Genomic DNA, 8,139 nt, shown 5'->3' with positions numbered 1-8,139 from the left:
CGCGCTTGCCGGTCGGGATGTTGACGCCTGCGATACGGGCCAAGATAACGCTCCATGGTGCCGAACCGGGGGGTTCGGTGCCGGGCCCGGGGCCCGGTCTTCTGGTTGCCGCGCGTCCGGTGGAGTCCGGCCCTTGCGCGTCCGTCGAACGACGACGCGGCCCGCGGCCGCCCGATCAGGGCACCTCGAGCCACGTTTCGAATGGACGAAGACCGGCCTGCTAGCGCGGGCCGGTCCTCATGTCAACAGCCGGTGCGAACGGATTCGGGATCAGGCCCCGGCGGTCTCGGCGTGGGGTTCCAGGAGCGACATCAGCTCGCTGGTCACCGTGTCGATCGGCTGCATGCCGTCGATCGTCTCGAGCTTGCCGGCCTGGGCGTAGTAGTCGGAGAGCGGCGCGGTCTGGGCGCGGTACGCCTCGAGCCGGGACTTGAACACCTCCGGGGTGTCGTCCTTGCGCACCGGTAGGCCCCGGGCGGCGGTCTCGGCGGCGCGGTTGGCGATCCGGCCGACCAGCGCGTCCTCGTCCACCTTCAGCTCGATCACGGTCGAGAGCGCGATACCCTTCTCGGCGAGCATCGCGTCGAGGGCCTTGGCCTGCTCGACGGTCCGCGGGAAGCCGTCGAGGATAAAGCCACGCTTGGCGTCCGGCTCCTCGATCCGGTCGGCGACGATGCCGACGACGATCTTGTCGGAGACGAGGCCGCCGGCCTCCATCACGGCCTTGGCTTCCAGGCCAACCGGCGTGCCGGCGGCCACGGCCGCGCGCAGCATGTCGCCGGTCGAGAGCTGCGGGACGCCGAAGCGTGCCACGATCCGCTCGGACTGGGTGCCCTTCCCCGCGCCGGGCGGTCCGAGCAGAATGATGCGCATGGCGGTGTGTCCTCGTCCTTGTCCGCTCTGGCAGCGGCTTCCGGGGCGATGGCGAAGCCTCCCCGGCATCGCCTTGGGTGGTGGCAGGTGTTGGGTTGTAGCCGGGTTCTACCGCGGAGGGGAGCCGGACCAAAGACGGGGAGCGTGCATTCTCCCCGCCGCAGTCACGGATCCCGCCCGGACCTCAGCGGCGGCGCTGGGTGGTCGAGGCGCCGCGCAGCTTCGCCTTCTTCACCAGGCCCTCGTACTGGTGGGCCATCAGGTGCCCGTGGATCTGCGCCACCGTGTCCATCGTCACCGAGACGACGATGAGGAGCGAGGTGCCGCCGAAGGCGAGGCTCTGCGAGGAGAGCGCCATCGCCAGGATCTCGGGCGCCAGACAGACGAAGGTGAGGTAGAGCGCGCCGATCACCGTGATGCGGGTGAGCACCTTGTCGATGAAGGCCGCCGTCCGCTCGCCCGGGCGGATGCCCGGGATGAAGCCGCCATGCTTCTTCAGGTTGTCGGCCGTCTCCTGCGGGTTGAAGACGACGGCCGTGTAGAAGAACGTGAAGAAGATGATCAGAGCGGCGTAGAGCGCCATGTAGACCGGCTGGCCGTGGCCGAGCAGCGTGGTCAGGGTGCCGAGGAAGCCCGACGAGCCCTGGTTCGCCGAGAAGCTCGCCACCGTGGCGGGCAGCAGCAGCAGGGACGAGGCGAAGATCGGCGGGATCACGCCCGAGGTGTTGAGCTTGAGCGGCAGGAACGAGGTCTGGCCCTCGTACATGCGGTTGCCGACCTGGCGCTTCGGGTAGTTGATCAGCACCCGGCGCTGGGCCCGCTCCATGAACACGATGAAGTAGATCAGCGCGATGGCGCCGACCGCGGTGCCGAGGAGCGTCGCGAGCGACATCGCGCCCGTGCGGCTCAATTCCAGCGCGCCCGCGATCGCCACCGGCAGGTGGGCCACGATGCCGGCGAAGATGATGAGCGAGGAGCCGTTGCCGATGCCGCGCGAGGTGATCTGCTCGCCGATCCACATCAGGAACAGCGTGCCGCCGGTCAGCGTGATCACGGTCGAGGCCAGGAAGAACGGGCCCGGGTCGATCGCCGCCGACGAGCTCTGCAGGCCGACCGCGATGCCCCAGGACTGGACCAGCGCCAGCACCACCGTGAGGTAGCGGGTGTACTGGTTGATGACCTTGCGGCCCGACTCGCCCTCCTTCTTCAGCGCCTCCAGGCTCGGGATCACCGAGGTCAGGAGCTGAATGATGATCGAGGCCGAGATGTAGGGCATGATGTTGAGCGCGAAGATCGCCATGCGCTCGACCGCGCCGCCCGAGAACATGTTGAACAGGCCGAGCACGCCGCCCGCCTGCTGCTGGAAGTTCCTGGCGAACTGCTCCGGATCGATGCCGGGGATCGGCACGTAGGTGCCCAGGCGGAACACCACGAGGGCGCCGAGCGTGAACCAGATGCGCTTCTTCAGCTCATCGGCCTTCGCGATCGCCCCGAAATTGAGGTTGGCGGCAAGCTGCTCGGCGGCTGAGGCCATGACGGTCTATCCTGGGACCTGTCGCCGGACGGTTGGGTCCGGGTGAAACGAAGAACGGCGGCCGGTGCGAGGTCGCACGGGCCGCCGCTCGGTGGCTTGGACTTAAGCGCTTCGCGGGGCCGACGCAACGCGTCGCGCCGGCCTCCCGCGGGAGCCTCAGGCCTCGGCGGACGCCGTGCCGCGGTGGGCGACGCCCGCCGCGTAGGCGACGGTGACGCTGCCGCCGGCCTTCTCGACGGCCTCGACCGCCGACTTCGACGCGCGGGTGACCTCGAAGCTGAGCTTCGTGGTCAGCTCGCCGACGCCCAGCAGCTTCACGCCGTCGCGGGGACGGGAGAGGATGCCGGCGGCGACCAGCGCCTCGACGGTGATGGGCGCCGAGGCGTCGAGCCGGCCCGCATCCACCGCCTCCTGCACCCGGCCGAGGTTCACCTCGTTCAGGTCGGCGGCGTGGATGTTGTTGAAGCCGCGCTTCGGCAGGCGACGATGCAGCGGCATCTGGCCGCCCTCGAAGCCCTTGATGGACACGCCGGTGCGGGCCTTCTGACCCTTCACGCCGCGTCCCGCGGTCTTGCCCTTGCCGGAGCCGATGCCCCGGCCGACGCGCATCCGGTTCTTGGTGGCGCCTTCGTTGTCGCGGATCTCGTTGAGCTTCATCGTGGCGCCCTCCTTACGCAGCGCCGTCGAGGACGCGCACGAGGTGCGCGACCTTGCGGATCATGCCGCGCACGGCCGGAGTGTCCTCCAGCTCGGCGACCCGATGCATCTTGTTGAGCTTCAGGCCGACCAGCGTCGCGCGCTGGGAGGCCTCGCGGCGGATCGGCGAGCCGATCTGCTCGACGCGGATGGTCTTCTCAGCCATGCCAACCTCTCCTTACGCCACAGCCGCTTCGGACTGATCGTTCGGGTCGGCATCGCGGCGGCGGCTCTGGAGGGCCGACACCTTGAGACCGCGGCGGGCCGCGACGGAGCGCGGGCTGTCCTCGTTCTTGAGCGCCTCGAAGGTGGCGCGCACGAGGTTGTAGGGGTTCGAGGAGCCGAGGCTCTTCGCCACCACGTCCTGCATGCCGAGCGTCTCGAAGACGGCGCGCATCGGGCCGCCCGCGATGATGCCGGTGCCCTGCGGGGCCGCGCGGAGGATCACCTTGCCGGCGCCGTGACGGCCGTTGACGTCGTGGTGCAGGGTCCGGCCCTCGCGGAGCGACACGCGGATCAGGCCGCGCTTGGCGGCTTCCGTCGCCTTGCGGATGGCCTCGGGCACCTCGCGCGCCTTGCCGTGGCCGAAGCCGACCCGGCCCTTCTGGTCGCCGACGACGACGAGGGCCGCGAAGCCGAAGCGACGGCCGCCCTTCACCACCTTGGCGACGCGGTTGATGTGGACGAGCTTGTCCACGAACTCGCTGTCGCGCTCCTCGCGCTCCTCGCGGCGGCCGCGGCCCCCGCCCTCACGTTCACGTGCCATTCTGCTACCCGTTCATCGCACTGGCGCGGGCGGCGGGCCCGCTCGCTTGATTGGTTTCATGAGGAGCGGCGTGCCGCTCCCCTCCGCCGGATCTCTTGTCTCGGTGTTCCATCGCGAATGGAACCTCCGCCGCGTGGGCGGCGGCGCGCCGTCGCGCTTGCGGGCCCTCGGACGTCGGTCCGAAGGCCCGGTCCGCGCCGAGCGCGCTCAGAACTCCAGACCACCCTCGCGGGCGGCATCGGCCAGGGCCTTGACGCGGCCGTGGTAGATGTAGCCCGAGCGGTCGAAGATCACCTTGGTGACGCCGGCCGCCTTGGCGCGCTCGGCGACGAGCTTGCCCACGGCGGTGGCGGCGGCGACGTCGGCGCCGGTCTTCAGGTCGCCCTTGAGCGCCTTGTCGATCGACGAGGCGGCGGCGAGCGTCTTGCCCTGGGCATCATCGATGACCTGGACGTAGATCTGCTTCGACGAGCGGAACACCGAGAGCCGCGGACGGCCGTTGGCGGCGGCCCGCAGGGCCTTCCGGACGCGGATCTTGCGCCGCTGGAGGGCGATAAGCTTGTTCGACATCTTAAGCCCTCCTTACTTCTTCTTGCCTTCCTTGCGGAAGATGAACTCGCCAGCGTACTTGACGCCCTTGCCCTTGTAGGGCTCGGGGCCGCGGTACTCGCGGATCTCGGCGGCCACTTGGCCGACGCGCTGCCGGTCGATGCCCGAGATCACGATCTCCGTGGGCTTGGGCGTCACGATGGTGATGCCGGCCGGGATCTCGTACTCGATGTCGTGGCTGTAGCCGAGCGACAGCTTGAGGGCCTTGCCGGCCATCGCGGCGCGGTAACCCACGCCGGTGATCTCGAGCTTCTTCTCGAAGCCCTTCGAGACGCCCTCGACGAGGTTCGCCACCTGGGCGCGCGAGGTGCCCCACAGCGAGCGGGCCTCCTTGGACTGGTTCTTGGGCTGCACGGAGACCGCGCCGTCCTCGAAAGCCACGTCCACCAGGGCCGGGACGACGAACTGCAGCTCGCCCTTCTGACCCTTCATCTTCACGGTCTGACCGTCGACCGTCGCCGTCACGCCGGACGGGACGGGGACGGGCTTCTTGCCTACGCGAGACATCTGCCTCTCCTCTCTCGCCGGATCAGAACACCTGGCAGAGCACTTCGCCGCCGACGTTGCGCTCGCGCGCAACGTGGTCGGCCATGACGCCCTGCGGGGTGGACACGATGGTGACGCCGAGGCCGTCGGCCACGCGCGGCAGCTCGCCGACCGACGAGTAGACTCGGCGGCCCGGCTTCGACACGCGCTGGATCGAGCGGATGACGGGCTTGCCGTCATAGTACTTCAGCTCGATCGCGAACTCGGTCCGGCCGTTGCCGAGGTCGGACACCGCGTAGTCGCGAATGTAGCCCTCGGACTTCAGGACGTCGAGCACCGAGGCGCGCAGGCGCGAGCCGGGGGTCTGCACGACGTTGCGACGGCGCTGCTGGCCGTTGCGGATGCGGGTGAGCATATCGCCCACGGGATCGTTGACCATGGGTATGCCTCCTTACCAGCTCGACTTGACGAGGCCCGGGATCAGACCCCGGTTGCCGAGCTCGCGCAGCGCCACGCGCGAGATGCCCATCTTGCGGTAGACGGCGCGCGGACGGCCGGTCATCTCGCAGCGGTTGCGGATGCGAACGGCCGACGAGTTGCGCGGCAGCTCCGCGAGCTTGAGGCGCGCCTCGAAGCGCTCCTCCATCTCAAGGCTCTCGTTGTTGGCGATGGCAAGGAGGCCTTTGCGCTTCTCGGCGAAGCGCGCGACCAGGGCCTTGCGGCGGTTGTTCTTCTCGACTGAGCTCTTCTTAGCCATGTCTGTTCTCTCCGGTGTCCGCGTCTGAGGCGCCTGGCCTCACTGCCGGAACGGGAACTTGAAGGCGGCGAGCAGGGCCTTGGCCTCTTCATCGGTCTTGGCGGAAGTCGCCACGACGATGTCCATGCCCCAGGTCTGCTCGGCCTTGTCGTAGGAGATCTCCGGGAACACGAGGTGCTCCTTGAGACCCAGCGCGTAGTTGCCGCGCCCGTCGAACGAGCGCGGGTTCAGGCCGCGGAAGTCACGCACGCGCGGCAGCGCGATGGTGATCAGGCGGTCCATGAACTCGTACATGCGCTGCTTGCGCAGCGTCACCTTGCAGCCGATCGGCATGCCCTCACGGACCTTGAAGGTCGCGATGGCCTTGCGGGCCCGGGTGATCACCGGCTTCTGACCGGCGATGAGGGCCAGATCGCCGGCGGCGACCGAGGCCTTCTTCGAGTCGGCGGTGGACTCGCCGACGCCCATGTTGATGACGATCTTCTCGATGACCGGCACCTGCATCGGGTTCTTGTAGCCGAACTGCTCGATGAGCTTCTGGCGGACCACCTCGTCGTAGTGCTGGCGCAGACGGGGGGTGTAAGCGTTCTTGTCGGCCTCAGCCATCGATCTGATCCCCCGTGCTCTTGGCGAACCGGACCTTGCGGCCGTCCTCGAGGATGCGGAAACCCACGCGGGTCGGCTTGCCGTTGGCGTCGGCGACCGCGAGGTTGGAGAGCTGGATGGCGGCCTCCTTGGAGATGATGCCGCCTTCCTGGTTCTGCGTCTGCTTCTGGTGCTTCTTGACCAGGTTGATGCCGCGCACGAAGGCCTTGTCGTCCTTCGGCAGCACCTGGATGACCTCGCCGGAGCGACCCTTGTCGCGACCCGTGAGGACGACGACGGTGTCGCCCTTCTTGATCTTGGCGGCCATCACAGCACCTCCGGAGCCAGCGAGATGATCTTCATGTGATTGCGCGCGCGGAGCTCCCGCGGCACGGGCCCGAAGATGCGGGTGCCGATCGGCTCCTTCTGATTGTTGATCAGAACGGCGGCGTTCTTGTCGAAGCGGATGACCGAACCGTCGGCGCGCTTCACGTCCTTGGCCGTGCGCACGACGACCGCCTTCATGACGTCGCCCTTCTTCACGCGACCGCGCGGGATCGCCTCCTTGACGGAGACGACGATCACGTCGCCGACGCCCGCGTACTTGCGCTTCGACCCGCCGAGCACCTTGATGCACATCACGCGGCGTGCACCCGAGTTGTCGGCGACGTCCAGATTCGTCTGCATCTGGATCACGGGAGTGACCTTTCCTGGTTTCAGGCGGGTTTCCGCACGCGGGCGGTATTGCCCGGCGGACGACGCCTGATGGGGACCTGACGTCCCCGGCTCATAAGAGAGACCGCGCTATCGGCCCGGGGGCCGGCGCGGTCACCGCGTACGAGGGGTGCTGGCACCCCGTAAACTGTCGCGAAGGCCGGTCCGATACACCGGTTCGCCCGGGAGTTCAAGCACGAAGGTGGGGAGACGCTGCGGCGCGGATCTTGCCGGCCGCCGCGGGTCGGCGGGGATCCGCGGCCCGGAACGCCGCTATGCGGCGGCTGTTGACGACCGGACGTGTGGCCGACGAGGACGGAGATCGCATGAAGCCACGGATCGCACTCGGCCTTCAAGGCGGCGGCGCCTACGGCGCCTATGGCTGGGGCGTCATCGACCGGCTCCTGGAGGAGCATATCTGGATCTCGGCGGTGAGCGGGGCGAGCGCGGGCGCCCTCAACGGGGCCGCCCTGGTCTCCGGGCTTGCCAGCGGCAGCGACGACGGCGCGCGCACGGCGCTGGCCAGCCTCTGGCGCGCGACCGCCGACCGCTCGCCGCTACGGGCCTGGGATTGGGCGGGCAGCCTTCCGCCCGGCACCACATCCTGGATGGCGCCCTGGTTCGAGCCGTGGGTGAACGCCTGGCTCGAGCCCTGGGTGGAGCAGTCCCTCACTTTTACCCGGCTCTACGGCGGCCACGTCACCCCCTACTTCCCCGACTTCCGGGCGATGCGCGCGTGGCGGGAGGCCGTGGCGGCGAGCGTGGATTTCGAGGCGCTGACGGCGCCGCGTGCGATCCCGCTCTACGTGTCCGCCACGGACGTGCTCACGGGGGCGGCACGCCTCTTCACGGGGACCAAGATCACCGAGGACGCGCTGATGGCCTCCTGCTGCCTGCCGGAGCTGTTCTCGCCCGTCGAGATCGACGGGCGGCGCTACTGGGACGGGGGCTACGTCGCCAACCCGGCCCTCGACCCGCTGGTCTTCGGAGGCCACGGCGCGACCGATCTTATCGTGGTCCAGCTCACGCCCTTCGTCACCGACGCGGTCGGCGAGCGGGCCGACGAGGTGGTGAAACGGGCGAGCGACATCAGCTTCAACGCCTGCCTGATGCGCGAGC

13 protein-coding genes are annotated in these 8,139 nt (G+C 68.9%); 1 reads left to right on the top strand and 12 read right to left on the bottom strand.

The genetic code is table 11. The features are described from left to right. Nucleotides 1-270: 270 nt before the first annotated feature. The 12 genes from MFF54_RS20875 to rplN form a co-directional block, all read right to left on the bottom strand. Nucleotides 271-873 carry an adenylate kinase gene (locus MFF54_RS20875; protein ID WP_238305798.1) on the bottom strand — a complete coding sequence of 201 codons (603 nt, stop codon included), beginning with the start codon at nucleotides 871-873 and terminating at the stop codon, nucleotides 271-273. Nucleotides 874-1,057: 184 nt separating this feature from the next. Beyond that, nucleotides 1,058-2,407, bottom strand: a complete 1,350-nt coding sequence (gene secY / locus MFF54_RS20870; RefSeq protein ID WP_238305795.1) for a preprotein translocase subunit SecY — start codon at nucleotides 2,405-2,407, stop codon at nucleotides 1,058-1,060. 156 nt (nucleotides 2,408-2,563) lie between these two features. Continuing rightward, nucleotides 2,564-3,064 (bottom strand): 50S ribosomal protein L15, encoded by a 501-nt coding sequence (rplO, locus tag MFF54_RS20865; protein ID WP_238305792.1) that lies wholly within the window; start codon nucleotides 3,062-3,064, stop codon nucleotides 2,564-2,566. A 13-nt stretch (nucleotides 3,065-3,077) separates the two neighbouring features. Continuing rightward, nucleotides 3,078-3,269 carry a 50S ribosomal protein L30 gene (gene rpmD, locus MFF54_RS20860; RefSeq protein ID WP_238305781.1) on the bottom strand — a complete coding sequence of 64 codons (192 nt, stop codon included), beginning with the start codon at nucleotides 3,267-3,269 and terminating at the stop codon, nucleotides 3,078-3,080. Between the two features lie 12 nt (nucleotides 3,270-3,281). Continuing rightward, entirely contained in the window at nucleotides 3,282-3,869 is a 588-nt protein-coding gene (gene rpsE / locus MFF54_RS20855) for a 30S ribosomal protein S5 (protein ID WP_238305773.1), read from the bottom strand. Nucleotides 3,870-4,076: 207 nt separating this feature from the next. Beyond that, entirely contained in the window at nucleotides 4,077-4,439 is a 363-nt protein-coding gene (rplR, locus tag MFF54_RS20850; RefSeq protein WP_109952583.1) for a 50S ribosomal protein L18, read from the bottom strand. Nucleotides 4,440-4,451: 12 nt separating this feature from the next. After that, nucleotides 4,452-4,985: a 50S ribosomal protein L6 gene (gene rplF / locus MFF54_RS20845; protein ID WP_238305763.1), complete on the bottom strand. Its 534-nt coding sequence runs from the start codon at nucleotides 4,983-4,985 to the stop codon at nucleotides 4,452-4,454. A 22-nt stretch (nucleotides 4,986-5,007) separates the two neighbouring features. Continuing rightward, nucleotides 5,008-5,403 (bottom strand): 30S ribosomal protein S8, encoded by a 396-nt coding sequence (rpsH, locus tag MFF54_RS20840; RefSeq protein WP_238305761.1) that lies wholly within the window; start codon nucleotides 5,401-5,403, stop codon nucleotides 5,008-5,010. Between the two features lie 12 nt (nucleotides 5,404-5,415). Continuing rightward, nucleotides 5,416-5,721, bottom strand: coding sequence for a 30S ribosomal protein S14 (rpsN, locus tag MFF54_RS20835; RefSeq protein WP_066927404.1), 306 nt, complete (start codon nucleotides 5,719-5,721; stop codon nucleotides 5,416-5,418). A gap of 39 nt (nucleotides 5,722-5,760) precedes the next feature. Next, on the bottom strand, nucleotides 5,761-6,327 hold the full coding sequence (gene rplE, locus MFF54_RS20830; protein WP_238305751.1) for a 50S ribosomal protein L5: 567 nt from the start codon (nucleotides 6,325-6,327) through the stop codon (nucleotides 5,761-5,763). Then, complete coding sequence (rplX, locus tag MFF54_RS20825) at nucleotides 6,320-6,634, bottom strand: 50S ribosomal protein L24 (RefSeq protein ID WP_066927400.1); 315 nt, start codon at nucleotides 6,632-6,634, stop codon at nucleotides 6,320-6,322. The genes rplE and rplX overlap by 8 nt, the downstream gene beginning before the upstream one ends. Then, nucleotides 6,634-7,002 carry a 50S ribosomal protein L14 gene (gene rplN, locus MFF54_RS20820; RefSeq protein ID WP_010686182.1) on the bottom strand — a complete coding sequence of 123 codons (369 nt, stop codon included), beginning with the start codon at nucleotides 7,000-7,002 and terminating at the stop codon, nucleotides 6,634-6,636. Before rplN ends, rplX begins: the two co-directional genes overlap by 1 nt. 344 nt (nucleotides 7,003-7,346) lie before the next feature. Between rplN and MFF54_RS20815 the strand changes: the two genes are divergently transcribed. After that, nucleotides 7,347-8,139, top strand: a 793-nt coding sequence (locus MFF54_RS20815; protein ID WP_238305736.1) for a patatin-like phospholipase family protein, incomplete at its 3' end; no start/stop codon positions are given.

Source organism: Methylobacterium gregans (assembly GCF_022179245.1).
In the GTDB taxonomy this organism is placed as follows: Bacteria; Pseudomonadota; Alphaproteobacteria; order Rhizobiales; family Beijerinckiaceae; genus Methylobacterium; species Methylobacterium gregans.
This window is presented reverse-complemented; position numbering and strand designations above follow the sequence as displayed.

What these genes read in the sequence shown, in the direction of transcription:
- MFF54_RS20875 (WP_238305798.1), bottom strand. Translation starts at nt 873, where the DNA reads ATGCGCATCATTCTGCTCGGACCGCCCGGCGCGGGGAAGGGCACCCAG.
- secY (WP_238305795.1), bottom strand. Translation starts at nt 2,407, where the DNA reads ATGGCCTCAGCCGCCGAGCAGCTTGCCGCCAACCTCAATTTCGGGGCG.
- rplO (WP_238305792.1), bottom strand. Translation starts at nt 3,064, where the DNA reads ATGAAGCTCAACGAGATCCGCGACAACGAAGGCGCCACCAAGAACCGG.
- rpmD (WP_238305781.1), bottom strand. Translation starts at nt 3,269, where the DNA reads ATGGCTGAGAAGACCATCCGCGTCGAGCAGATCGGCTCGCCGATCCGC.
- rpsE (WP_238305773.1), bottom strand. Translation starts at nt 3,869, where the DNA reads ATGGCACGTGAACGTGAGGGCGGGGGCCGCGGCCGCCGCGAGGAGCGC.
- rplR (WP_109952583.1), bottom strand. Translation starts at nt 4,439, where the DNA reads ATGTCGAACAAGCTTATCGCCCTCCAGCGGCGCAAGATCCGCGTCCGG.
- rplF (WP_238305763.1), bottom strand. Translation starts at nt 4,985, where the DNA reads ATGTCTCGCGTAGGCAAGAAGCCCGTCCCCGTCCCGTCCGGCGTGACG.
- rpsH (WP_238305761.1), bottom strand. Translation starts at nt 5,403, where the DNA reads ATGGTCAACGATCCCGTGGGCGATATGCTCACCCGCATCCGCAACGGC.
- rpsN (WP_066927404.1), bottom strand. Translation starts at nt 5,721, where the DNA reads ATGGCTAAGAAGAGCTCAGTCGAGAAGAACAACCGCCGCAAGGCCCTG.
- rplE (WP_238305751.1), bottom strand. Translation starts at nt 6,327, where the DNA reads ATGGCTGAGGCCGACAAGAACGCTTACACCCCCCGTCTGCGCCAGCAC.
- rplX (WP_066927400.1), bottom strand. Translation starts at nt 6,634, where the DNA reads ATGGCCGCCAAGATCAAGAAGGGCGACACCGTCGTCGTCCTCACGGGT.